General features: G+C 33.4%; 23 protein-coding genes. 12 read left to right on the top strand and 11 right to left on the bottom strand.

From position 1 onward, the window contains the following. Positions 1–370 precede the first annotated feature (370 nt). Positions 371–847, bottom strand: coding sequence for an HIRAN domain-containing protein (locus tag RMO83_RS06275; RefSeq protein WP_310558817.1), 477 nt, complete (start codon positions 845–847; stop codon positions 371–373). Next, entirely contained in the window at positions 844–5,544 is a 4,701-nt protein-coding gene (gene cas9, locus RMO83_RS06270) for a type II CRISPR RNA-guided endonuclease Cas9 (protein WP_310558816.1), read from the bottom strand. The genes RMO83_RS06275 and cas9 overlap by 4 nt, the downstream gene beginning before the upstream one ends. A 334-nt stretch (positions 5,545–5,878) precedes the next feature. On the opposite strand from cas9, the gene RMO83_RS06265 reads away from it, so the two are divergent. The 4 genes from RMO83_RS06265 to RMO83_RS06250 all read left to right on the top strand — a co-directional run bounded on the left by RMO83_RS06265 (position 5,879) and on the right by RMO83_RS06250 (position 8,800). Next, positions 5,879–6,244, top strand: coding sequence for a hypothetical protein (locus RMO83_RS06265; protein ID WP_310558815.1), 366 nt, complete (start codon positions 5,879–5,881; stop codon positions 6,242–6,244). Between the two features lie 191 nt (positions 6,245–6,435). Beyond that, entirely contained in the window at positions 6,436–7,806 is a 1,371-nt protein-coding gene (gene rmuC / locus RMO83_RS06260; RefSeq protein ID WP_310558814.1) for a DNA recombination protein RmuC, read from the top strand. An 8-nt stretch (positions 7,807–7,814) separates the two neighbouring features. Further along, a complete protein-coding gene (locus tag RMO83_RS06255) occupies positions 7,815–8,180 on the top strand; it encodes a 6-phosphogluconate dehydrogenase (protein WP_310558813.1) in 366 nt (121 codons plus the stop codon). A gap of 80 nt (positions 8,181–8,260) precedes the next feature. Beyond that, positions 8,261–8,800, top strand: coding sequence for a YceI family protein (locus tag RMO83_RS06250; protein ID WP_310558812.1), 540 nt, complete (start codon positions 8,261–8,263; stop codon positions 8,798–8,800). 2 nt (positions 8,801–8,802) lie between these two features. On the opposite strand, the gene RMO83_RS06245 is transcribed toward RMO83_RS06250, so the two are convergent. Next, positions 8,803–9,717: a TIGR01777 family oxidoreductase gene (locus tag RMO83_RS06245; RefSeq protein ID WP_310558811.1), complete on the bottom strand. Its 915-nt coding sequence runs from the start codon at positions 9,715–9,717 to the stop codon at positions 8,803–8,805. A gap of 119 nt (positions 9,718–9,836) precedes the next feature. Here RMO83_RS06245 and RMO83_RS06240 point away from each other — a divergent pair, with 119 nt between their 5' ends. The 6 genes from RMO83_RS06240 to RMO83_RS06215 are packed head-to-tail and all read left to right on the top strand — an operon-like array spanning position 9,837 to position 14,878. Then, entirely contained in the window at positions 9,837–10,496 is a 660-nt protein-coding gene (locus tag RMO83_RS06240; protein ID WP_310558810.1) for a TetR family transcriptional regulator C-terminal domain-containing protein, read from the top strand. Continuing rightward, positions 10,496–11,806 (top strand): AarF/UbiB family protein, encoded by a 1,311-nt coding sequence (locus tag RMO83_RS06235; protein WP_310558809.1) that lies wholly within the window; start codon positions 10,496–10,498, stop codon positions 11,804–11,806. Before RMO83_RS06240 ends, RMO83_RS06235 begins: the two co-directional genes overlap by 1 nt. Beyond that, entirely contained in the window at positions 11,803–12,081 is a 279-nt protein-coding gene (locus RMO83_RS06230; protein ID WP_310558808.1) for a TIGR03643 family protein, read from the top strand. The genes RMO83_RS06235 and RMO83_RS06230 overlap by 4 nt, the downstream gene beginning before the upstream one ends. A 12-nt stretch (positions 12,082–12,093) precedes the next feature. Beyond that, the gene (locus tag RMO83_RS06225; RefSeq protein ID WP_310558807.1) at positions 12,094–12,777 is read left to right on the top strand and encodes an SDR family oxidoreductase; all 684 of its coding nucleotides are present in this window, start codon (positions 12,094–12,096) and stop codon (positions 12,775–12,777) included. Positions 12,778–12,820: 43 nt separating this feature from the next. Beyond that, the gene (folE, locus tag RMO83_RS06220; protein ID WP_310558806.1) at positions 12,821–13,435 is read left to right on the top strand and encodes a GTP cyclohydrolase I FolE; all 615 of its coding nucleotides are present in this window, start codon (positions 12,821–12,823) and stop codon (positions 13,433–13,435) included. Between the two features lie 24 nt (positions 13,436–13,459). Further along, positions 13,460–14,878: an SDR family oxidoreductase gene (locus RMO83_RS06215; protein WP_310558805.1), complete on the top strand. Its 1,419-nt coding sequence runs from the start codon at positions 13,460–13,462 to the stop codon at positions 14,876–14,878. Between the two features lies 1 nt (position 14,879). Here RMO83_RS06215 and RMO83_RS06210 read toward each other — a convergent pair whose 3' ends face one another. From RMO83_RS06210 to RMO83_RS06180, 7 genes are all read right to left on the bottom strand, one after another. After that, complete coding sequence (locus tag RMO83_RS06210) at positions 14,880–16,175, bottom strand: deoxyribodipyrimidine photo-lyase (protein ID WP_310558804.1); 1,296 nt, start codon at positions 16,173–16,175, stop codon at positions 14,880–14,882. After that, positions 16,172–16,636, bottom strand: coding sequence for an SRPBCC family protein (locus RMO83_RS06205; RefSeq protein WP_310558803.1), 465 nt, complete (start codon positions 16,634–16,636; stop codon positions 16,172–16,174). Before RMO83_RS06205 ends, RMO83_RS06210 begins: the two co-directional genes overlap by 4 nt. Positions 16,637–16,696: 60 nt before the next feature. Beyond that, a complete protein-coding gene (locus RMO83_RS06200) occupies positions 16,697–17,371 on the bottom strand; it encodes a lycopene cyclase domain-containing protein (RefSeq protein ID WP_310558802.1) in 675 nt (224 codons plus the stop codon). Between the two features lies 1 nt (position 17,372). Further along, positions 17,373–17,810: a sterol desaturase family protein gene (locus RMO83_RS06195; protein ID WP_310558801.1), complete on the bottom strand. Its 438-nt coding sequence runs from the start codon at positions 17,808–17,810 to the stop codon at positions 17,373–17,375. Positions 17,811–17,850: 40 nt separating this feature from the next. Continuing rightward, the gene (locus RMO83_RS06190; protein WP_310558800.1) at positions 17,851–18,690 is read right to left on the bottom strand and encodes a phytoene/squalene synthase family protein; all 840 of its coding nucleotides are present in this window, start codon (positions 18,688–18,690) and stop codon (positions 17,851–17,853) included. 99 nt (positions 18,691–18,789) lie between these two features. Then, on the bottom strand, positions 18,790–20,259 hold the full coding sequence (locus RMO83_RS06185) for a phytoene desaturase family protein (RefSeq protein WP_310558799.1): 1,470 nt from the start codon (positions 20,257–20,259) through the stop codon (positions 18,790–18,792). A gap of 54 nt (positions 20,260–20,313) precedes the next feature. Then, positions 20,314–21,222 carry a MerR family transcriptional regulator gene (locus RMO83_RS06180; RefSeq protein ID WP_310558798.1) on the bottom strand — a complete coding sequence of 303 codons (909 nt, stop codon included), beginning with the start codon at positions 21,220–21,222 and terminating at the stop codon, positions 20,314–20,316. Positions 21,223–21,381: 159 nt separating this feature from the next. On the opposite strand from RMO83_RS06180, the gene RMO83_RS06175 reads away from it, so the two are divergent. Then, entirely contained in the window at positions 21,382–21,621 is a 240-nt protein-coding gene (locus tag RMO83_RS06175) for a CBU_0592 family membrane protein (RefSeq protein WP_310558797.1), read from the top strand. A 58-nt stretch (positions 21,622–21,679) separates the two neighbouring features. Here the strand turns inward: RMO83_RS06175 and RMO83_RS06170 are convergent, their stop codons facing one another. Beyond that, complete coding sequence (locus RMO83_RS06170) at positions 21,680–22,639, bottom strand: ion channel (RefSeq protein WP_310558796.1); 960 nt, start codon at positions 22,637–22,639, stop codon at positions 21,680–21,682. A 106-nt stretch (positions 22,640–22,745) separates the two neighbouring features. Here RMO83_RS06170 and RMO83_RS06165 point away from each other — a divergent pair, with 106 nt between their 5' ends. Beyond that, a complete protein-coding gene (locus tag RMO83_RS06165; protein ID WP_310558795.1) occupies positions 22,746–23,354 on the top strand; it encodes a YkgJ family cysteine cluster protein in 609 nt (202 codons plus the stop codon). The last annotated feature ends 277 nt before the right edge of the window (positions 23,355–23,631 follow it).

The raw sequence follows: 23,631 nt of genomic DNA, 5'->3' as shown, positions 1-23,631 counted from the left end.
GTACAATTTTAAGCTCCGATTCAACCAAATCAAGGAACAAATTGTTTTTTGGCTTAATTATTTGTTCAACTTCTATCCTGAAAATAATATTCCTATTTTTGTGGAAATTAAAAATAGCTCTTTTTAAGGGTTGACTACTTATTGAATAACTAGAACTACTTATTGAGTAACTATAACTACTTATTGAGTAACTAGTTCTATTTTATTTAGAAATACAACGTACTCTCAGTTGTTTTACTCCAATTTTCAATGAACTTTTTCGACCAGGTTAAGTACAAGTTGGTCTTATCGCCGGGGTAATTTTAAGACTTAATCTTGTTTAGTTCATAACAATAGACCTAGTATTGTTTTTAAAACAAGCACTAGAACTTTATAAAGTAAAGCCTTTTCGGTAATGGTCGTTAGCATCATCGGCTCTTTTGGTAAGCAAATCGGTTTGAATGATTGCAGGCGTTTCGATAACGATATTGGTATAAATCTCTACCGCCAAGGCATCATACACCTGGTCGGGATTGCTGCTGACTTTGCTAACAAAAGCCGCAAAGCCCACGCCTTGTTCGAGCATATTGGCAATGGCGATGTTTTCATAAGCCGCCAAATAGCCCAATTTGTGTTGGTTGCAATAAACCTCGACAGCAAAACTATCGTACTGATTGGTTAGTTCTCTTTTTAAACTTAACTCTGTGCCCACCGCTAATTGCGCCCGAACTTGTGCAAAGCCATAATGCGTGAGGCCTTTGATATAGTTGTCGTATATCTTGACGGGTTTTTGCGACCAAGTAGTATTCGGAATAATTAAACCCGTGGTGCCGAGACCGAGTGTGCGGAAGAAATCGAGGCGGTTCATAGTTTTTGGATTTTGCCTAAACTTGAAATTTTTACTTTAATCGGATTTTGTGTCTTCCACCCATTTTTGCCCTCTCCTAAACTTGTAATTCTTATATAATGAGGAAAATATTCTCTGCTCTGTGAAGATTCTAAATGGTGTCTAAACTCAAATAATGGTGATTTTCCTTGATTTGTACTCGATATTGCTTCTGCTTTATATAGATGCTCTTTCAAAAAAGTTATGTTATTAATATTGTTTCGGTATGTTGTTTCAGATAATCCCAATAAAAACATTTCTGTTTTTTCGATTGTTTCAATTAATGTCGTGTTCGTAAATTCGTTTGGTATTTGGTAAATTCTTTCCTGCTGTTGTTTTCTTTTTACAACCTTCCAAAACGATTCTAAATGAAAATTATAGTTTTCACAGTCATCAACAAAAACTAATGCGTGATGATTATTTCTTGGATTTACATATTGATTTTTTGTTGATTTTAGTTGCTGTGCATTACCCATTTCTACTGTAACTCTTACTTTTTTAATAGGGACTGGTTCCCCTTTTTTATTGGGCAAAGTATAAAACGATTTAATTTTGATATGTAATGCTTCAATTTTTCCTTTAATCTCTTTTTCTTCTATTTCTGTGTTTCTTGGAGATTTCAATTGTTTCGCTAACTGGTCAATTTCTTTATATAATGGTATTTCAGCTTTTCTCGCTTTAATTATTATTTCTTTAATTGCAGTATCGACAATCTTTTCCAATTGTTTGTCTGTTTTTAAACTTTCAACAGACTCTCTTTTATGAAAACCCTTCTTTCCATTTGGTGGTGTCCTGTCCCCGTAGAGATTTTCTTTGTGCAACTGCCCTCTCACAGCCATTCCCTCACTTTTAAAAGTTTGTCCATTTTTGGTAATCTTCTTCGTGATTTTTGTTAGGATGTTTTTGTTTAGTTTGTGTGAGATTAGAATACTATTGATACTATTTTTTGCATCAGTATGAAAATCGTCCCAGGGTTCTGGGAATTTCAATTGCTCTTTTTCGTACTCATTTTCTCGTTTCTTGTTTGCGGCAGCGGCACTTTGTTTGCTCAACCGTTGGAAAAAGGATTCTTTTGTTAAGGCTATAACCAGCGCATCTATGGCGTGGTGGCGGTGGTCTTCACGGTTTTTGATAGGGTCAAATTTTATCTCACCAGTCTCTATGTCCACCCAAGCGGTTCCTTGCTCCATTGATTGTCCGTCCTCTAGAACTGGTGCTATAGTTTTTACTGGTGAAAATTCTGTTACTTCAGAAACGATGTCAAACAATACATAATATTTTCCTTTGCCTTCCTCCATCTCAAAATAATGTTGATTGTCCATATCGGAAACAAATATATTCTCATCATTCGTAGTGCCTTGAATCAAAATTTGATTTTCTTTTACAAGCGGTCTTTCGTTTAAAGCTTTTTCAAACGAAACCTTTTCAAAATCGACATTTATGGTAAGCCAATACTTTCCATCTTCTAATTCTGCTTCACATTCATAAATATACGATGAGAAAAGACCTTCTTTCACTTCTCCAAAAAGAAGTATTTGCTTTCCGTTTTTCTTTGGCTGGTCCTCTTTAACAGATTTTTTAAATTCTTTTTTCTGAATAGTCAGTGTTGCCCAATATGTTCCGTTATCTTCTCCTACCGCATCAATCGCATTTAAACCATCATTTTTGAACTTCCCTTTCTCAATCTTTCCTCGTAAAACTATTTTATCATCTGCTGTGGGCGGTTTATCCCTAAATACTTGGATAATGCTTTTTGGATTGGATAATAATAATTTTGCCCAATAATCCCCATTAACTAAATCTGGTGCTTCAACCTGAAATTTAACATACTGTTCTTTCGATTTAAAAACTCCTTTGTCAATACTTCCAGACAAAAGAGTTTCATTTTCATTTGTTGATGGCTTGTCAAAATAAATTCGTTGTGATAAAACAGGTTTTTTATTGTTATCCAAAACAACATAATGTGGTATGTGTTTATTAGGTTCGATGTGCAAATTTGGAATATCCACCGTCATAATGGGCTGCAAAATGTTATTCAAGCCCCAAAGTCGTCTCAATTCGGCGGTTAAACTTCCCGGCATCACACGAACATCTGCACAAACTTGCGAAAGAATTTCACTTGTTTTTTTACTTATATACCGAGTGTCATTTAATTGTCGTTGGATAAAATCGTTAGTTTCAAATTTAGTTTTCGACGCAAACCGTTTTGCTTTAGCATAGGGCAAAACTTTAAAAGCTCGGCGTTCTATTTCTTCCCAAGATTTTGCACCTCCCCAAAGATTTGGGTCTTTATTGATTTCATAGTAATCGTGTGGTGTTTTATTACCTTTTAAACCATTAAATTTTGAATCGCACAATGTTTTATTCGCAAAACTATCGTCTAATGAAATTGATTTTGGGATAATATGCTCTACCTGAAACTTATTTTTACCTCCTAATAAATCCGATATGTTGATGGTTTTGTTGGTATAAGGACAAATAGAAATTGGCATTTCTTGATATAACAACACTTTTTGAACGTTGTCCATACTTTGTCTTAAACCAAATTCGATCAGTAATTCTCTTGCCTTATCGTTTTTCTTTTCGTTATCTCTGATTTTATATCCTAGTTCTTCCCGTTTAGTTTTGCTGTTTTTTAAATCTCGCCCTAGTTCAACTCTAATTTGGTCAAACTTTCCTTCCCTGGCCATTAATTCATTTACTAAACGCTTTGTTTCATTAACACCTTGCTGCACAATTGGATTTCTCAAATTTTCAACAGCATCCAGTTTGTCTTGTATTTTTACTTGAATTACCTCTTGACTATGGTGATACAGTTTTTTGAATCTAACATCATCCGCAAAAAAACCGTATTTATTTTCAATCAGATAGTTCTTTATTTTTTCAATTGCTTGTCCTTCTTTGTTTCCCTTTTCGTGATTTATATTTAGTAAGTCCTTTTCTAAATCAATATGGTCATTTTTATACAGTTCCCATTTTTTACCAAAAGCATTTCTTACACCTGCTAAAATAATAGCATCGCTTAATTTCAACCCTTTTTTGAGATAAGGATTTATATTTTTAATAGCTTTGAGTGAAACATTGGAATATCCTTCTTTTAAATTTATGCTTTCAACACTTTTAATTGCTGTTTCATTGAAATCAAAATCAATTTCTGCGTCGTTAATTAATTTTTTTAAACTTTTAATCAGCTTATCATTGTCTTCGCAAAAATGAAATAAATGCCAGATGCGCTCGTAACCATATTCGATTACTTTTTCTTTATTTACTGTTATTGTGAATTCCTTTTCTAGCAACTTTTTAGGAAATAAAGCATTTAGATGCTTGGTTGTATAGTTCCCTGTAACTGGAGATTTATCCTCATAATTAAAGGTTTCATATTCTAATTTTAACTTCTTTTTGATCTCTGTAAAATCAAATTTCTTGTCTTTGGAGTTTATGAGTTCCAGCACAAGGGAACGCTGCGACTCGTCCAATCGCTGCTTTTTACCATATTCTATAGTATTGATATATTGCAATGCTCGATACTCCTCAAATAAAGGATGCGACAAATGACAAGGAGTTTTACCTTTTTGTATATGCTTCCCATTTTCATCTTTCAAATCAGATTCAAATCTACATTTTGCAAGAAGTCCTTTCTGAGAACGCAAAGGTCTTTGCCAAAACAAAACACTTTCATTACTTTTAAATTTGATTTCTCCTGCCTCATCTTTATCAATTTTACCCGCCAAGAATTCTTTTAACGGCAGTTGAGTTTTAATTTTAAGTAGATATTTCTGTTTGTCATTTTTTGACAGTTCGTCATTCAACTCAATTACTTCAATATTGTCTTCTCCTTTTATTTTTTGTAGATGTGCAATTTTGCTACTGTTTCTTTTGTTTTTCAAACCACCTTTTAATAAAACTTTTTTCTCATTGGTACATTCAACGTTTTCAAGTTTTAAGTTCATTGCTTGTCTTTGCCAAATTGCTTCAAATTCGGCTATATACATATCACGCAAAGTATATCGTGAGCGAACACGCAATTCATTCCCTTTTTCATCTTGAATGACTTTGAAAGGCTCTCCCTCTTTTGGTAAAATATCGAACAAATACCTCCCTAAAGTTGAATTTTCGATCTCTTTTTGAGTATCCTCTATGCCTTTTACGCCATCTTTTCCTTTATAGATTTTCCCATCATCTTTTCCTTTACGATTACTCAGAAAACCTCTTCTTTGAATTAGGTGGTATAGTACTCTACCAAATTCTTCAAGAGTTAAATCTTCATTCAATGCTTTATCTCTTAATAAATATGGATTTTGCCTCAACCATAAACAATAAGAATGAGTTTCACGTAAATGGATTTCTGGAGCCATTCTCCCATCTTTCTTTTTTTCTTTGTCCCACTTACTCCAAATATCAAGTTCGTTATGAGTTAACGGACAAATATTTAAATTAATAAGCGTTCTTAATAATTTGATTTTTCGTAATCTTTTTCGATAAAAACCACGGCGCTGTTGACGACTTTTTCGTCTACTTGCATTTTTACTTTCTTCTTTCTCACCCTGTCCAATAGTTTTTGCGACAACACCTTCTGGAAAAATCCGCACCCCAGAATCAATTATTTTTCTATCAACATCATCAACAATCGCCCACCCAATCGAGTTCGTCCCTAAATCTAATCCTAATATTTTTGCCATACTAATCTATGTTTTGTAAGAATTTTTAAAGTTAAATAAAAATAATTAACTACTTTGAGGTTTTTCTCATTCTTACTAAAGTTTTTTTTACTTACATTTGTTGTGATTAAAATTTCTAATCTTTAATCTTATCACAATAAGGCTATATGCCGTAGAGAAATCTTTAGTCCTGCTTCGGTGGGACTTTTTTTATTCCCTTTCAGAAAAAATCACATCGCTACAACGCACTTCTATTTCTCCCCACAAACCAAAAGCTTTGTTAAATAATCCCATTACCAGAAGCAAATAGAATATCTTTATAGAAGTGGACAGTACCAATACTAAAACAAACCCTATGGAAAATAATGATTTAGGTTCAAAAAAGATGAACAATAAGCAAAATATGCCCGAGGAATTCAGCAACGAAATCCTACCGGAAAATCATGATCCTGCGGCAACAAAACTCGTAGCAGAAGTGGAAACCAATAGCAGTGGAGAACAAAAAATCGTACACAGAGCGCGCAATGTTGACGCAAACCCTGAACATAACAATAGCGAAGAAAACCAACAACCAAGTTCTAGTGTCGCCCTATTTTCAGATAAAGAAACCCAGCGAATGATTGAAAACAAAGACCACAACTCGGATATTACGGCGCACCGTTATCCCAATTCGGATCCCGATAATCACGAAGATCGGGGAAATATTAAGTTAGACGAATAACCTTTTTGATTTGTTGAGAAGAAGCCAATAAGAAAGAAATTTTTTGTTGGCTTTTTTTGTCTTAACTAAATACATTCTTAAAATATTATGTGAAAAATACTGTAATAATTCCATACTTTTACTTTTTGCAATAACAAAGTACGGACAGGTTGCAACCTGTCCCTACGTTATCATAATAAATCCATCCTTTTATGTCAACTATGCTCCCTTTTTTATTGGTATTTATAATCGCTCTCGCCATTGGCGTTTTCATTGGAAAACTCCTATTTTCGGCACGATTTCAATCTGAAAAAATAAGTTTAGAAGAAAAATTAATTGCTTCAATCAACCAGCTCAACCAACAAAAAGAGCAATTTTTGATAGAGAAAAACACGTTCGAAAAGCAACTAGAATTTTCAAGTACAGAAAAAGAGCGCATTCGTAACGAAAAAGACAGTTTGGCAATTCAATTGACCAAGAAAGAAGTCGATTTTGAAAATCTTTGGCAACGCAACAAAGAACAAAAGGAAGAAGTAGAAAAACTTCAGGAAAAATTCACCAAGGAATTTGAGAATTTGGCCAATAAAATATTAGACGAAAAATCAAGCAAATTTACCGAGCAAAACAAAGAGAATATGAAAAATATCTTGTCGCCATTGCAAGATAAAATTCATTTGTTTGAGAAAAAAGTTGAGGATACTCACAAGGAAAGCATCGATTATCACGCGGCTTTGCGCCAACAAATTCTAGGCCTGAAAGAAATGAATTTGCAAATGAGCAAAGAAACCTTAAACCTGACCAAAGCCTTAAAAGGCGACAGCAAAATGCAAGGCAATTGGGGCGAATTGATTCTAGAAAGAGTGCTGGAGAAATCAGGATTGGAAAAAGACCGCGAATATTTTGTCCAACAATCCCATACCAATTCGGAAGGGAATCGGGTCTTTCCGGATGTGGTGATCAATTTACCAGACGGCAAAAAAATGATTGTCGATTCGAAAGTTTCACTGACTGCTTATGAAAAATACATCAACGAGGAAGATGACAGTTTGAAAAGTAGCTTTTTAAAAGAGCATGTTAATTCAATAAAACGTCACGTCGAACAATTGGGTGATAAAAATTACCACGATTTATACCAAATAGAAAGTCCAGATTTTGTGCTCCTTTTCATTCCAATGGAACCCGCGTTTGCCTTGGCGCTGAACGACGACACAGCTTTGTACAACAAGGCTTTTGAAAAAAACATTATCATTGTGACGCCTTCTACTCTATTGGCGACTTTACGCACAATTGATAGTATGTGGACCAACCAAAAACAACAAGAAAATGCTTTTGAAATTGCGCGTCAAGCAGGAGCTTTATATGATAAATTTGAGGGCTTTGTTGCCGATTTAATCAAAGTTGGAAAGAAAATAGACGAAAGCAAAGTAGAATACCAAGGCGCAATGAACAAACTCGTTGATGGAAGTGGTAACTTAATAAAAAGAGTTGAAAATTTAAAAAAAATGGGGGCGAAAACACAAAAATCATTACCCGAGAACATATTAACTAGAGCTGGAAAAGACGAAAATTTAGAATTAAATTAGCAACTATTATGCGAAAATTTTTAGGAATTACTTTTGGAATTGTACTCTTATTAGCAGTTGGCTACTTTGCCTTTTTGTATAACGCCACCTATAGTGAAGGCGTTCGCTCTGGTGAATTGATAAAATTTAGCAACAAAGGAATGGTGTTCAAAACCTATGAAGGGGAATTGAGCCAAGGCATTTCCGGTGCTCAAATTTTTAGTTTCTCCGTATTGGATAGTAATGAAAAAGTCATTACGGATTTGAAAGCGCTGGAAGGTCATTACGTAAAATTAACTTATATAGAACGGTATAAAACATTCCCTTGGTGGGGAGATTCCCACTATTTTATCACCGAAGTAAAAGAAGAGAATTCTCCTTTCAAAATAAAATAAATAATCTGAAAATAGTAGCTGCACTTTCTAAGAATTGTTAGAATAATTCCTTAACTTTAGGTGATTAAATTGGCAGCAAAATGAAAAAAATTATTTCAATCCTTCTTTTGTTACTAGCTCATTATTTATTTGCCCAGAAAGAAATGACTACAAAAACTGGCATTGTCAATTTTGAAGCTTCTGTTCCTCTATACGAAGAAGTGGTAGCCACCAATAAAAATGCTTCTTGTGTGCTAAATTTAAAAAGTGGAGTACTATCGAGCGAGGTAAAAATGAAAGGTTTTGAATTCAAACTTTCCTTGATGAGAGAACATTTCAACACTAAATATTTAGAAACAGACGATTATCCGACTGCCCATTTTAAAGGAACGATTGTAGGATTTAATTGGAATAACATTGATGTAAATCCAAAAGAATACAAACTAAAAGGCGAAATGAAAATACACGGAAAAACCAAAAAAATAAATACCATTGTTACTCTCAGAAAATTGGAAAACAAACTAGAAATTATTTCAGATTTCAGCTTAAATGTCAAAGATTTCGACATTGAAATTCCTAAAATTCTCAGTTTGAAAGTGGCAGATAAAGTAAATGTTAATACTCATTTTTTGTTGCAGTAGCGCTAGTTGCCTAAGCAGTCCTGCAAAGCCAATTCTAGTTTGTCAAATTTAAATTGGAATCCTGTTTTCTCAATTTTTTCCGAAGAAACTCGTCGTCCTTTCAAAATAATTAAGGCCATTTCTCCTAATGCTAATCGTAACAAAAACGCTGGAACATTAGGCAACCACAGTGAATATCCAAAGATTTTTGCAAATGTTTTTGAAAAGATTTCATTGCTAGTATTGTCATTGACTGCTGCGTTGTACGGACCTGACATTTCAATATTCTTTAAAGCTTGAAGATAAATAGAACACAAATCATCGATGTGAATCCAAGGCATGTACTGCTTTCCAGAACCCATTGCGGCACCCAATCTGTATTTAAAAATCGGGGTTAATTTTTTCAAAAAGCCTTCCCCATTTCCTAACACTATTCCAGTTCTTATTTTCACAGTACGAATGCCTAAACTCTTGATTGTATCGGCAGCAGCTTCCCATTTTTGGCAAGTCGACCCTAAAAAATCATCGACCGCAGCTGTCGTTTCGCTGCAAATTTCTGAACCATTAATCGCTCCGTAAATCCCAACGCCTGAGGCTGAAACAAACGCATCTAGTTTTTTATTATTCTTTTTTAGAACCTCATAAATTAGTTGAATCGATTTTTCTCTACTTTGCACAATGGCCTCTTTCCGTTTGAGGGTCCACCTTTCGTCAGCGATACCTTCTCCAGCTAAATGAATAATATAATCTGCTTTCAGAACGGCTTCTTCATCGATGGAATGCTTGTCAATATCCCACCTGAAATAGGAAATATCAGCAGTATTCTGTTTGTAGCTTCTGCTTACAATTGCAACAGAGAAACCATTTTGAATTAACAAACGGGTTAAATATTTTCCAATAAAACCAGTTCCACCTGTAATCAATACATTCTTTTTCATAACACAAATTTAGGCAATATAAATGGACAATCAAACATTAACATTTATTTTTGTTTAACTTATATTGTTTTATGTTAAACAATTTGTACATTTGCATTACAATATAAAATAATAACGTAATGGCAACTAAAAAAACTACAATAACTAGAGACAAAATTGTTTCTATGTACATGACGTATCGTCTCGAAAACACAACTCGACCAAAATCAGTTTATTTGTTTGCAAAAGAAAATGGGTTTGATGAAGCAGTTTTCTATTCCTTTTTTGGCACCCTTGAAAGTGTGGAAAAAGAAATCTATAAAATATTTATCGAGAAAACCATAGCTATGATTCAAAAAGATCCTGCTTATGAGAACTACGATATGAAGAGTAAGATGCTGACTTTCTACTTTACATTTTTTGAAATATTGTCTGCAAATAGAAGTTATGTGCTTCTTAGCTTAAGCGAAAATAAGAATCAGTTAAAAAATCTGATGTTACTTTCAGGTGTTCGCACTGAATTTAAAAATTATGTTGTAGACATTATTACTGACGAAGTGAGAACACAATATGACAAATTTCAAAATTTTCAAGAAAAAGCAATTAAAGAGTCGTCTTGGCTTCAATTCCTCTTGATTTTAAAATTCTGGATAGACGATGATTCTCCCGCTTTTGAAAAAACTGATTTATTTATAGAAAAGTCCGTTAAAGCGGTGTTTGAAGTTTTCAATATTATACCCTTAGAAAGTGTTCTAGATCTTGGAAAGTTTCTATACAAAGAAAAAACACAAAAAAATTAATGAAAACAATAGACTACATCCCTACTTCAAAAATTGAAAGAGCCACAAAACTCGTTCAAACTGGTGCCAAAGTGGGTGTCAATTACCTGAAATATTACGGCGAAAAAATGGTGAATAGCGATCTAAATCGTGATAAACTGAATGAAAACAATGCCGAAGATATTTATGACGGACTTAAAAGTCTAAAGGGAAGTGCGCTTAAAGTAGCGCAAATGTTGAGTATGGACAAAAGTTTTTTGCCACAAGCTTATGTCGAGAAATTTTCATTGTCGCAGTTCTCAGTTCCACCACTGTCAGCTCCACTGGTTTTGAAAACCTTTAAGGCCACTTTTGGAAAAACACCCTATGAAATTTTTGACGAATTTGATGCCTTTTCTATTAATGCTGCAAGTATTGGACAAGTGCATTTAGCTGTAAAAAACGATAAAAAACTAGCCGTAAAAATACAATATCCGGGAGTTGCCAATAGCATTTCATCAGATTTAGCATTAGTAAAACCCATCGCGATTCGAATGTTTAATCTCCAAGGGAAAGATTCTGATAAATACTTCAAGGAAGTAGAAGACAAATTGACCGAAGAGACTAATTATTTATTGGAACTAAAACAAAGTCAAGAAGTAGTTACTGCCTGCCAAAAAATAGAAAATTTAGTTTTTCCGAGGTATTATCCGGAATATTCGTCGCAGAAAATCATCACCATGGATTGGATGTCAGGCATTCATATTTCTGAGTTTTCCAAGAAAAATAAAAATCAGGTAATTGCTGATAAATTGGGTCAAGCACTATGGGATTTTTATATGTATCAAATTCATATTCTAAGAAAAGTTCATGCTGATCCACATCCAGGAAATTTCTTGGTTAGCCCAGAAAACAATTTGGTGGCGATTGATTTTGGTTGTATGAAACAAATTCCAAATGAGTTTTATGTTCCTTATTTTGAGTTAATCGACAAGAAAGTCATTGACAACGAAGAACTATTTAGTCAAAAATTATTCGAATTAGAAATTCTTAGAGAGGATGATTCGGCAGCAGAAGTAACATATTTCACGGCTCTTTTTTACGATTTATTGTCACTGTTTACAAAACCCTTTCAAACTGAAACTTTTGATTTTTCTGACGCTGAGTTTTTCGACAACATTGCAAAATTAGGAGAACGATTTTCAAAAGATACTAATCTGCGAAAAATGAATGGCAATCGTGGTTCGAAACATTTTATTTATATGAACCGAACATTCTTTGGATTATACAATTTAATGTTTGATTTGAAAGCAAAAATCGTAGTAAATCAATACCTAAAATACCGAGTTTGAAAAAGGATTTAACCGATATAGAAAAAGACCGAATCATAGAAATGGCTTGGGAAGACCGTACCACTTTCGATGCGATTTTAGTGCAATTTGGCTTGAAAGAGCAAGAAGTCATCAACTTAATGCGAACGGAGATGAAACCTTCGAGTTTTAAAATGTGGCGTGAAAGGGTGCAAGGTCGTAAAACAAAGCACGAAAAACTAAGAGATTTTGAAGAAGGCAGGTTTAAATGCAGTAGACAAAGACAAATCAATAATAATAAAATCTCTAAGAGATAATTAATTCAAAGAATGAAAAACATAATAATCATTGGTGGTAGCAAAGGAATAGGAAATGCTATTTTGCTACAACAATTAGAAAACAACATAGTTCATAATATTAGCCGAAATGCTCCTGACCTTATGCATCCCAACCTCAAACATTACGCTGTTGATGTATTAAAAGATGCCCTTCCAGATATTGAAACTATTGATGTTTTAATTTATTGCCCGGGTTCCATTAATTTGAAACCTATTGGTAGTTTGAGCATCGACGATTTTAGAAATGATTTCGAAATCAATGTTATTGGTGCCGTGAAAACTATTCAGAAATATTTACCAATTCTGAAAAAAGGTACTAATCCATCTATCGTTTTGTTCAGTACGGTAGCGGCAAAATTAGGAATGCCATTTCACGCTAGCATTGCCACTGCAAAAGCGGGAATAGAAGGTTTAGTAAAATCCCTTGGAGCCGAATTAGCATCCGTGGTTCGAATCAACGCCATTGCTCCAACTATTACGGAAACCACATTGGCAGCAGGAATTCTAAGAAACGATCGAATAAAAGAAAGTATGATGGAACGCCATCCGATGAAAAACTACCTAAAACCCGAGGAAGTGGCGAGTATGGCCAACTACCTTATCTCTGAAAATGCAAAATCAATCTCCGGACAAGTTTTTGAAATGGATTACGGTATCGTGACATTCAAAATATAAAAAATAAAAAAAACAACTTAATTTCTGAATTAATTACAAGAAAATGATAGCCAAACAAATAAAAAGTTACGAAAAAATAGAAAAATACGATCAAGAAACCACTTCAATAATTGCCGATAATTACCGCAGTATTATTGAAAATTTAGGAGAGAATATCTACAGAGAAGGTCTTGAAAAAACACCTGAAAGAGCTGCAAAAGCCATGCAATATTTAACTCACGGTTATGGATTAGATCCATTGGGAATTTTGAAATCTGCTCTATTTACGGAAGATCACAAGCAAATGATTGTGGTAAAGGACATCGAAGTGTACTCGATGTGTGAACACCATATGTTGCCTTTTTTCGGCAAAGCACATATTGCTTACATTCCCGATGGAAAAATTGTTGGTTTGAGTAAAATTCCTAGAGTTGTAGATGCTTTTTCAAGAAGAATGCAAGTGCAAGAAAGATTAACCGACGAGATAAAAAATTGTATTCAAGAAGCGCTAAATCCTTTGGGAGTTGCGGTTGTAATTGAAGCTCAGCACATGTGTATGTGTATGCGTGGTACTCAAAAACAAAATTCAGTTACTACAACCTCATCATTTAATGGTGCTTTTGAAAAAAACAAAACAAGAAAAGAATTTATAAGTTTGGTTTCGAATAAATTGAGTTAACTTTAACGAGTTAAAAATCAATACATGAAAATTCTCTTAACAGGTGCAACAGGTTATATTGGCAAGCGGCTTTTACCTATTTTGGTCGCTCAAGGTCACGAAATTATCTGTTGTGTAAGAGATAAAAATAGGTTTTACTGTCCCGAAGAATTTCAAAAAAACGTCACGATCATTGAAGTTGACTTTCTAGAAATAGAAACATTAGTTGCCATTCCAAGGGATATCGATGCAGTTTATTATTTGATTCATTCCATGTCGGGTTCAGATAATAATTATGACGAATTAGAAAAAATTTCTGCAGAAAATTTTGTGGAAAGCATTGATAAAACCAACGCGAAACAAGTTATCTATTTGAGCGGAATAGTTAATGACAAATCACTTTCCAAGCATTTGGCCTCTAGAAAAAAAGTGGAAGATGTTCTAAACAGTGGGAAATTTGCTATGACAACGCTAAGAGCTGGAATCATCGTGGGTTCTGGAAGCGCTTCTTTCGAAATAATTCGGGATTTGATAAACAAGCTACCGTTAATGATTACACCTAAATGGCTGAATACCAAATGTCAGCCTATTGCCATTTCAGATGTTTTAGAGTTTTTATCAAAATCACTGTTGAATCCTGTTACTTACGACAAAAGCTTCGATATTGGCGGTCCTGATATACTAACGTACAAAGAAATGCTTTTGGGTTTTGCCAAAGCAAAAAAATTAAAAAGGTGGATTTATACCGTACCCATAATGACACCAAAATTATCCTCCTATTGGCTATACTTCGTAACCTCAACTTCTTACAAATTGGCATCGGCATTGGTCAGCAGTATGAAAGTGGAAGTGGTTTGCAGGAACAACAAAATTAATAATTTGTTGGGCGTACAACCTATGTCTTATGAACAAGCCTTGTCAAGAGCTTTGATCAAAGTAGATGAAGATAAGGTTGCTTCAAGTTGGAAAGATTCCTTGGTAAGTGGGAGATTTAACTTCAACATATCTAAATTTTTGAAAGTTCCCAAAAAAGATTGCTACATCGACAGACGAAAAAAAGAAATAGAAAACCGAGAGTTCACAATCGATAGAATTTGGTCTATTGGTGGAGAAACGGGTTGGTATTATGGTGATTGGTTATGGAATTTACGCGGATTTATCGATCGGTTATATGGCGGTGTCGGCTCACGCAGAGGAAGAACCAACAAACATGAGATTCACGCTGGAGATGCGTTAGATTTTTGGCGGGTTTTATACGCTAATAAAGAAGAGGGGAAATTAATTTTGTTTGCCGAAATGAAATTACCAGGAGAAGCTTGGCTCGAATTTAAAATCATCAATAATACTCTATATCAATCAGCCACTTTTAGACCAAAAGGCATTTGGGGAAAACTGTATTGGTATGCAGTTTTACCCTTTCACGGATTTATATTTCAAGGAATGCTAGACAGACTAATCAAATAATTTATTTCAAAATTCCTTCCTTGTATGTTGCTATGGCTCTATCTCTCGCAAATGCGTGATCAACCATTGGCTGGCCATAACCTAGATTGAATTCAGGAATCCATTTTCGGATATAAATTCCTTTTTCGTCAAATTTTTGTAGCTGGATTTCTGGATTGAAAACTCGGAAATATGGCGCTGCATCACAACCCGTTCCAGCAGCCCATTGCCAGTTTCCAACATTGGATGACAATTCAAAATCCAACAATTTTTGGGCAAAATAAGCTTCGCCCCATTGCCAATTAATTAATAAATGTTTGCAAAGAAAACTCGCAACCACCATTCGAACTCTGTTGTGCATATAACCCGTTTCATTCAATTCACGCATCCCAGCATCGACCATTGGATATCCCGTTGTTCCTGAACACCAGCGTTTGAAATCTTCGTCATCGTTTCGCCATTGAATACCATCGTAAGCCGATTTGAAATTATGGCTAACTACTTTTGGAAAACTAAACAAAATCTGCATAAAAAACTCTCGCCAAATCAATTCACTTAAAAACACCTCGTTTTTCTTCGCCGCCCAATTCACTAATTTCCGAATACTAACGGTTCCAAAACGCAAATGCGGCGATAGATGTGTAGTGCTATCCAACGCAGGAAAATTTCGAGTTTCGTGATAATTGGCAACATTTTTAAGATTATGAGGAATTACTTTTATAGCACTTTCTTTAAATCCGATTTGGTCTAATGTTGGAAAAGTAAAATTGTTTTTATAGAAATTAGAAAAATTTTCGGAAGCATCATATTCTTGAACTGGTGCCATTGATTTGTATTTTTCAAGCCATTTATTTTTGTAGGGAGTATAAACGGTATAAGACAATCCATCGGCTTTTGTGATTTCATTTTCTTCAAAAATGACTTGATCTTTGTATGAAAACGACTTTGTATTATTCGCTTCTAATAGTTCGCTAATAACCAAATCTCTCTTGATGGCATAAGGTTCGTAATCTTTATTATAAAAAACTTCTTTGACATCGAATTCTTGAAGAAGCTGTTTCCACACTTCTAGAGTTTTTCCCTTTTTAACCAAAAGGGAACTTCCTAATTCTTTGAGTCTTGTATCGATTTTAGAAAGTGAATCGTGAATAAAACCGACTCTAGCGTCATTTTTTGGCAAATTATCCAAAATGGCCTCGTCGAAAATAAACAAAGGTATAACTTGATACTTGGATTCCAAAGCGTGAAACAAACCAACATTATCCTCTATACGCAAATCCCTACGAAACCAAAAAAAGGTTATTTCTGATTTACTCATTTTTTAGAATTAAAAATTTCGTCCACTTTTATAACTCGATAAGCAAAAATTTCTTTCAACTTATTTTTAACCACAAGAGTATTCATTATTCTGCCTAGGAAACCCAAAGGCAAAGCATAATGAACTAAATCGGTCATTTTTGTACCGTTTTCGGTAGCTTCAAAAAAGTGTTTGTGATGCCATAAAGCATAAGGACCAAAACGCTGTTCGTCGACAAAATAGCTGTTCTCTTTGACGTCAGTAATGACCGTCATCCAACTCAATTTCAAACCAAAAAGTGGCGAAACTTTGTATTGAATTATTTGTCCGGCGTACATTGGTTTATTATCAAAATCTGTGATTTGAAAACCCATATTTTCAGGAGTAATCTTTTGTAAATTCCTTGGACTCGAAAAGAAAGCCCAACATTCTTCGACACTTGCATTGACAACCTGAACCGTTTCTCTTGAATATACTTTCATTTTATTTATATTAAAATTAACCCTGACAGGGTTTGGAACCCTGTCAAGGTTGTTTATCAGTTATTTTTCTATTTTTTTTATTAACACCAAACTCATCAATAACATCGAAAAAGCATAACCAATATCTTCGATTGGAATGGTTCCAAGTCGGATTCCCAAGTTTTCAGCGTTATTATAGTACACCACAGGTTCATCAATAAAACTACCCGTAAGAACTCCATTGATTAACGAAAATGGAAGTAATATAATTAAAAAAGTGATAAAAAAGGTATTTAAAATGTCAGGAACTTTGAAAACGGTATACGTTAGAAGTACTACCAAAACAGCATAATTGACGCAAGTATATAATTTATCATAATTGAGGAAAATCGTAGGAAGTAATACTACCATTAAAACCCAATAAATAGTTTTAACAGTTTTATCTGAAAGAGAAACTTTAGGGCAAAAATAATGAAAGGCGAAGTGAATAAAAAGACTTGAATAAGGAATACAAATAAAAAATAACCATTCCTCAATGGGCAAATCAAAAAACTCAATGCCCGAATGATAGCGTTGATTAAAACTCCAAACCCCCATTTTTGTGAAGATAATATCCCAAACTATATAAAATATAGCCGTAATAATTATGCCAGAAAATAATGCTTTCCAGCGTTTTACATACTTCATTCTATGGTCGAAGCTGTATAGAAAAGGAATTAATAAAGAACCTAGGTTTAGAAAAAAATATAATGACATTTTAAATTTTAAAATATTTGAAAGGAACAAATAGCATTCCAAAACACTCACCGTCTTCTTTCCCAAGATGTTTGTGGTGTACTTTATGACCTTTGCGAAGAGCTACTAAATATTTGTTTTTAGTATTTTTAAATAACTTCAAACGCTGATGAATAATAATGTCGTGCACAATAAAATAACTTAATCCGTAAGCAGCAATTCCTGCACCTATTGCAACTCGATAATCATAACCAGCTTCAGCTCCAAAAACAATAAGCAAAATACTTGGTACGGCAAATATTACAAAAAAAGCATCATTCCGCTCAAAAATATGTGCATATTTAGGTTGATGATGATCTGAATGTAAGTACCACAAAAAACCGTGCATAACATACTTATGGGTGAACCAAGTCACCGCTTCCATTAATAAAAATGTACCTAAAAAAATTAAGAAGAACATTATTGTATAAAATTTTTATTGTTTAGCTCGTTTAAAGCAGTTATACTAATTTCAATTTGTACGTTACGAAAGAATTGGCAAATAAAATTCCCTTACTATAATTTGAAACCCGAATTCTTTCGCTTCCTATTTTATGGCAAGGTGTGTTTTCTAATTTTCTCAATAATTTTTTATAATAAACATAAGCAGTATAAACGCCGAATTTAGCTTCTAAAGGCAATTTTCTAATTCCTTGCAAGGCTACTGAGAAATCTTCTTCAATTTCTTTAATAATCAAAGCTTTAGAATTTTCGTCAAAGGATTTTAAATCAAATCCTGGGAAATAATTTCGATTTAAAACCAAATTATCGTCTTTCAAATCTCGCAAGAAATTAACTTTTTGAAAAGCAGAACCTAATCGCATAGCTTCTTCTTTCAATTCTATATATTTTTCATTATCGCCGTTTACAAAAACTTTCAAACACATTAATCCTACTACATCTGCAGACCCATAAATATATTCATCATATTCTTCTTTCGTATGATAATTAGATTTTATCAAATCCATTTTCATGCTTTTTAGGAAAGATTGAATCATATCATCAGAGATATTGTATTTATCGACTGTTTGTCTAAAAGAATTCAAAATTGGATTTAAACTAATGCCTAATTTTTGAGCTTTGTAATATTCCTCTTCAAAGTCATTTATCAAAGTTTCTTTGTCAAAACCGTGAAAAGAATCGACAATTTCATCGGCAAAACGAACAAAACCATAAACACTGTAAATTGCGTCTCTAATACTTGGCGCAAGCATATGTACCGCCAAAGAAAACGAAGTGCTATAGCTTTTAGTAACTAAGACACTGCATTTAAAAGAAACATCATCAAATAATTTTTTCATTAACAAATAGTATTAATCAATTGCTGTATAAAAGCTATATTAAAAGTAAAGGAGATCTAAAAATTCATCTTCAAAAATATAAAATCAACTTAGCATTGACTAATTTTTTTCAAAACTTTTTTTAATCAAATCTGAAACTATTTTTCCCGAAATTATAGAAGGCGGAACGCCCGGTCCTGGAACAGTCAATTGTCCCGTGAAAAATAAATTTTTTACTTTTTTGCTTATAATCTTCGGTCTTAAAAAAGCGGTTTGAGTAAGGATATTGGCCAAGCCGTACGCATTACCTTTGTATGAATTGTAATCTTCAATGAAATCGGTCACACAAAAACTTTCTTTAAAAATAATACTATCCATTACTTTTTGTTGAGTCAGCGTTTCAAATCTTTCTATAATATTTTTAAAATATTTATCTCTTATTTCGGGAGAATCTTCAATTCCTGGAGCGATTGGAATTAAAAAAATACCAGCTTCTTTTCCTTCTGGGGCGACGCTCTCATCTGTTATACTTGGAAAACTAGCATAAAATAATGGCTTTTCAGGCCATTTTGGATCATCATAAATGTCTTTGGCGTGCACATCAAACTCGGTATCAAAAAACAACGTATGATGTGAAACATTTTTTATTCTTTTGTCAAAGCCAACATAAAATAAGAGCGAAGATGGAGCAAATATTTTAGAATCCCAATAGTTTTCAGAATATCCTCTGTATTTTTTATCCAATAAGGTTTCGGTATGATGATAATCGGCTCCGCTTAAAACCACGTCAGAATATATAGTTTCTCCATTTGAAACTACACTTTTAACAACGCCTTCGTTAACATTTATTTTTTCAACATTCTGGTTTGTTTTAACTTTCACACCCAATTCAACCGCCAAAAGATGCATCGCTTTTACCACTTCGTACATTCCTCCTTTAGGATGCCAAGTGCCTAAACCGAAATCAGCATAATTCATAAAACTATAAAAAGCTGGCGTGTTAGATGGCTTTGCTCCAAGAAAAAGGACGGGAAATTCCATTATTTGTTGAAGGCGATTATTCTTTATTTTTTTTCGAACAGCAGTCCTAATTGTACTAAAAAATTGATTTGCTTTCTTGATTGTTACAGGTGTAATTAGTTCCGTTATGGATATTCCAGGTCGGTAAACTAGGTCTTTTATGGCCACATCATAATTGTGCTGGGCGTTGTCAAGAAATGATTCTAAATGTATGGAACTTCCCTCTTCTTCATTTTCAAAAACTTTAAAGATATCAGGGATATTGTCAGGGATTTTTATTGAATCTAAATCACCGAAAAAAACTTCATAAGCGGGATTCAGCTTGTCAAGATGATAATAATCGGCTGGCTTTTTACCAAAATCAGCGAAGAATTTCTCAAAAACATCGGGCATCCAATACCAAGTTGGACCTATATCAAAAGTAAATCCGTTTTTATTAAGCTGTCTGGCTCTTCCGCCAACAGTCAAGTTTTTTTCGAGAATGGTAACATCGAAACCGTCTTTAGCCAAATAACAAGAAGCGGCTAACGATGAAAAACCAGATCCAATAATTGTAATTGTTTTTTTCATTTGTTTAACAAAGGTATTTGTAAATAAAACAGAAATAAAAGTATTAACACTAATTTATAATACGTTCACTGCATCAGAAATAGAATTAAAAACTAAAATTTGGTCCGAGATTCTTTTTGTGTCGATAAATTGTACCATTCTGCCTAGTAACCAAACTTGTGAATTTGAATTAAGTATTTTGGTAGTAATTTCATCCATATAATCATTTACTGCATCTTTAGTTGGCTCAACCGTCAAATAAGAAACATAAACAATATTATCAAAATACTCATTCATTACCATCAAACTGTCAACAGGAACGCTTTCTCCTAAATAAATTGTTTTGTAACCCTTACTTAACATCTCATAATTTAAGTACATCAAACCAAGTTCGTGGATTTCATTTTCGGGAAGATAAAGAACGAAAACTTTATCAGTTCTAGTTGGGTCATTAACTTGAAGTTTTTCAATATTCAAAAACAACTTTTGTTTTATCAAAAAAGTTAGAAAATGCTCTTGAGCTGGAGAAATAGTACCAGCTTGCCACAACAAACCAATTTCTTGCATCAACGGAATTACAACTTCATAAAAAACCTCACGAAAACTTTTTTCGGATAGTAAACTGTTATACGTATTAAAAAATAAAGCCTGATCGAAATTAACCATAGCCATTTTAAACGCGTTGATGGCGTGGTTTTTTGTGCTTTTCTCAGTTATTATTTCCCTGACAAGAAGCTCAATATTTTCTGATGAATGTTCTGCAATTCTTGAAATTTTATAGCCGTAATCATTTAACAAAACTACATTTAGTAATTTTTGTAAACTTTGCAAATCATAATTTCTTATATTAGTTTCAGAACGCATTGGCTTAAGAACGTTGTATCGCTTTTCCCAAATCCGAATAGTATGCGCCTTTATTCCCGATAAGTTTTCAAGATCTTTGATACTAAAAACAGTCTTAACGTTATACGTGTTGTTTATCATTTTTTGATATTTATTAAACAAAGGTATAAAAATAATTAGTCAATGTAAAAAAAATAAAAATTTATATCCAAACAATATAGAAATGCATTACAAAATATGAGTTAGATGATCTAAATTGCAAGCATATAAATTTTGAAAAATTTTAACCCCAAAAAAAAAATGACAAATACGGATATAATTGGTTTTATTGGAGTAGCCATTTTATTAATAGCTTATTTTTTAAATTTAAATAACAAACTAGAAAAAGACAGTTTGGTTTATTTGCAAATGAATTTTTTTGGAGCGGGATTAGCTTGCCTAGCTTCGGTTTTAATGAAGTATTTGCCATTTATAATCTTGGAAGGATGTTGGACTATTGTATCTGCATTTGGACTATTGAAATGTATACGTCAAAAATAAAAGAAACAAATAATAGCCTAATTTGAGAGCATAATTATTTATTTTTACAATGATACCACTAAAAATTTATTTCTTCGAACTCATCTAACATATCCAAATTAAGAACAGTTTTCTTATTATCACTACTTCGAGTAAACATAGGTTTGAATTTAGCACCATAAACAACCTCTTTGAAAGTATAAGAAGTTCTCGTTGCCACAACTGTACTAAACATATCGTCAAAGGTTTTTACAAATACCAGTATCTCACCTGTAATGTTGTCAAATTTTTCTTTGTCAAATTGAAATAAAGGACTTTCTTCGGTTATTGGATGAACTAAAGTCCAACTTAAGGTCAAAGCATTGACTTTATCAAGCTCAAGTTCTAAAGGATAAAACTTATTGATTAATTTTCCCTTATCGTCAACATTAATTCCTAAAGTGATTTTTGCTTCAGCATCAGTAAAATTAGTGTTTTTATAAGGCGTCATTCGAATCATCAAAGCTGTTTTATCGCCATAAGGAGCGATAATAGCATTATGTGAAAATTTCAAAAACGCCACTGGCATACTAAATCTACCAAAGAATAAACCTGTAGCTATCGCAAAACTCAACAAGCCAATTAATGCTTCGGCAGCTGAAATCGCACTTGTTAAAAATCCAGAAGGACTGATATGCCCATAACCCACAGTGGTAAAAGTTTGTGCACTAAAAAAATAAGCTTGTCCAAATTGAACCCATGCTGACGAAGAAGAATTTATTCCGTTTAAATGTTCAATTCCTATTGCAAAATAAATTAGTGCAAATACAAAATTTATAGCGACATAAAAACAAAATAGTATCAGCATAAATTTTGAGGTTGACATTTCAATCATAGTATGAAACCAACTTATGCGACTAAAGAAATTCATTCCTTGCTTTTCAACATTTGCCGATCCATCTTTATTTATAAAGCGACCACCGTAACTACCAGAATTTGTTCCAAATCCAGAATTAAGAAATGATTTAGATTTTTTATTTATACTTTTTAAAAATGCCATAGTTTATTGTTTTTTGAAAAGTAATATTAACTAAAAATAGCTTTAATTGCAAGTAAATCTATTTAATACCATTAACCGTTATTAATAGACTACCTTACCGAAAAAAATGGCGATTGAACAAAAGGTTCGGCTGGTGGAAGAATTATTCAACCGCCTGGAAAAAGAAGTTACTGCTTTCAAATCCGAAACTAGTTTACATTGTCTTACTGGTTGTGGTAAATGCTGCTCTAAACCCGACATTGACGCATCACCTCTAGAATTTTTGCCTTGGGCTTTTCATTTGTTTTTGAATGGCAAAGCCGAAGAAGTTTTATTAGAATTAGACAATTCTTCGATTTCAACTTGTCATATTTATAGACCACTGGCACTATTAGAAGAATTCAACGGAAGCTGCAGCAACTATCGCTATCGTGGATTAATTTGCCGACTTTTTGGTTATGCCGCCAGTAGAGACAAATATGGCGAACTCCGATTGGCGACCTGCAAAATCATAAAAGAAGATCAGTTGGAAAACTTCAACAACACCGAAGAAGCCATTAGAAAAGGACTTTACGTACCCATTTTTACCGATTATTATATGCAATTGTCTCAAATTGATTACCGACTTGCCACAACGATGCTTCCTATAAACGAAGCTTTAAAAATAGCGATCGAAGAAGTTTTACATTATTATGCTTACAGACCGTTTCCAGACGGACTAGAGAATATTGCATAAATATAACTTTTTTACATAGTAAAGTGATTTAACCTTTTTCCATTTTCTATACTGACTTCCTCAATCAAATTAGGAATTTCTCCGTTTTATAATGGATTAAAAAATGAATTTTCAGTATGCGTAGACATCTATTCAGAAGCCAAATGCAACTACAACTAAATCATATATTTTAACTTCTTTTTGTCTCTAATTTCTGTGTTTGAAACAATTATATAACAACTTAAAGCCTTTTAAAACTCTGAAATAATTTTTTTTATTATATTTGCCAGCAATGTTG

The sequence above is a fragment of the Flavobacterium sp. genome (assembly GCF_031423415.1).
Lineage (GTDB): Bacteria > Bacteroidota > Bacteroidia > Flavobacteriales > Flavobacteriaceae > Flavobacterium.
This window is presented reverse-complemented; position numbering and strand designations above follow the sequence as displayed.

Excerpts from the sequence above, each read along its gene's own strand:
- RMO83_RS06240 (WP_310558810.1), top strand. The coding sequence starts at position 9,837 with ATGGCAACTAAAAAAACTACAATAACTAGAGACAAAATTGTTTCTATG.
- RMO83_RS06180 (WP_310558798.1), bottom strand. The coding sequence starts at position 21,222 with ATGATAAACAACACGTATAACGTTAAGACTGTTTTTAGTATCAAAGAT.
- RMO83_RS06225 (WP_310558807.1), top strand. The coding sequence starts at position 12,094 with ATGAAAAACATAATAATCATTGGTGGTAGCAAAGGAATAGGAAATGCT.
- RMO83_RS06165 (WP_310558795.1), top strand. The coding sequence starts at position 22,746 with ATGGCGATTGAACAAAAGGTTCGGCTGGTGGAAGAATTATTCAACCGC.
- RMO83_RS06185 (WP_310558799.1), bottom strand. The coding sequence starts at position 20,259 with ATGAAAAAAACAATTACAATTATTGGATCTGGTTTTTCATCGTTAGCC.
- RMO83_RS06170 (WP_310558796.1), bottom strand. The coding sequence starts at position 22,639 with ATGGCATTTTTAAAAAGTATAAATAAAAAATCTAAATCATTTCTTAAT.
- RMO83_RS06200 (WP_310558802.1), bottom strand. The coding sequence starts at position 17,371 with ATGTCATTATATTTTTTTCTAAACCTAGGTTCTTTATTAATTCCTTTT.
- cas9 (WP_310558816.1), bottom strand. The coding sequence starts at position 5,544 with ATGGCAAAAATATTAGGATTAGATTTAGGGACGAACTCGATTGGGTGG.
- RMO83_RS06255 (WP_310558813.1), top strand. The coding sequence starts at position 7,815 with ATGCGAAAATTTTTAGGAATTACTTTTGGAATTGTACTCTTATTAGCA.
- RMO83_RS06275 (WP_310558817.1), bottom strand. The coding sequence starts at position 847 with ATGAACCGCCTCGATTTCTTCCGCACACTCGGTCTCGGCACCACGGGT.
- folE (WP_310558806.1), top strand. The coding sequence starts at position 12,821 with ATGATAGCCAAACAAATAAAAAGTTACGAAAAAATAGAAAAATACGAT.
- RMO83_RS06235 (WP_310558809.1), top strand. The coding sequence starts at position 10,496 with ATGAAAACAATAGACTACATCCCTACTTCAAAAATTGAAAGAGCCACA.
- RMO83_RS06195 (WP_310558801.1), bottom strand. The coding sequence starts at position 17,810 with ATGTTCTTCTTAATTTTTTTAGGTACATTTTTATTAATGGAAGCGGTG.
- rmuC (WP_310558814.1), top strand. The coding sequence starts at position 6,436 with ATGTCAACTATGCTCCCTTTTTTATTGGTATTTATAATCGCTCTCGCC.
- RMO83_RS06205 (WP_310558803.1), bottom strand. The coding sequence starts at position 16,636 with ATGAAAGTATATTCAAGAGAAACGGTTCAGGTTGTCAATGCAAGTGTC.
- RMO83_RS06245 (WP_310558811.1), bottom strand. The coding sequence starts at position 9,717 with ATGAAAAAGAATGTATTGATTACAGGTGGAACTGGTTTTATTGGAAAA.
- RMO83_RS06175 (WP_310558797.1), top strand. The coding sequence starts at position 21,382 with ATGACAAATACGGATATAATTGGTTTTATTGGAGTAGCCATTTTATTA.
- RMO83_RS06265 (WP_310558815.1), top strand. The coding sequence starts at position 5,879 with ATGGAAAATAATGATTTAGGTTCAAAAAAGATGAACAATAAGCAAAAT.
- RMO83_RS06215 (WP_310558805.1), top strand. The coding sequence starts at position 13,460 with ATGAAAATTCTCTTAACAGGTGCAACAGGTTATATTGGCAAGCGGCTT.
- RMO83_RS06210 (WP_310558804.1), bottom strand. The coding sequence starts at position 16,175 with ATGAGTAAATCAGAAATAACCTTTTTTTGGTTTCGTAGGGATTTGCGT.
- RMO83_RS06190 (WP_310558800.1), bottom strand. The coding sequence starts at position 18,690 with ATGAAAAAATTATTTGATGATGTTTCTTTTAAATGCAGTGTCTTAGTT.
- RMO83_RS06250 (WP_310558812.1), top strand. The coding sequence starts at position 8,261 with ATGAAAAAAATTATTTCAATCCTTCTTTTGTTACTAGCTCATTATTTA.